The 345-nt window shown below is 40.6% G+C and carries 1 protein-coding gene; it reads right to left on the minus strand.

Going from position 1 to position 345, the window contains the following annotated elements:
- Positions 1-82: 82 nt before the first annotated feature.
- Positions 83-345 (minus strand): ArsC/Spx/MgsR family protein (locus CVN76_RS02270; protein WP_332850589.1); only part of this gene is annotated, 263 nt, incomplete at its 5' end.

Raw genomic sequence — 345 nt, forward strand, 5'->3', positions numbered from 1 at the left:
GAGAAAACGGATCAAGTTTAAAAAAAGGGTTGTCCAAATTACTGGACATCCCTCTTATTTAACAATGGATATGGGATGGTGCTTAAGCCAATTGGCTGATTGCCCGCCATAATTGTACATGACGGACCTTCCTTGGAAGGAAGCGGCCCATTTCTTCTTCGTTATACCCAGCATGCAGGTTCTTATGATCGAATATGATCGGGCGGCGAAGTAAATCTGGATTATCTTGAATAAGCTTGCAAAGATCATTAAGTGGTGTATTATTTATATCGATATTCAGGCTTTTGAATTTTTTGGAGCGAGTCGATATGATTTCATCTGTACCGCCCTCCGTCTTACGTAATA

The sequence above is a fragment of the Bacillus sp. mrc49 genome, from assembly GCF_002803435.1.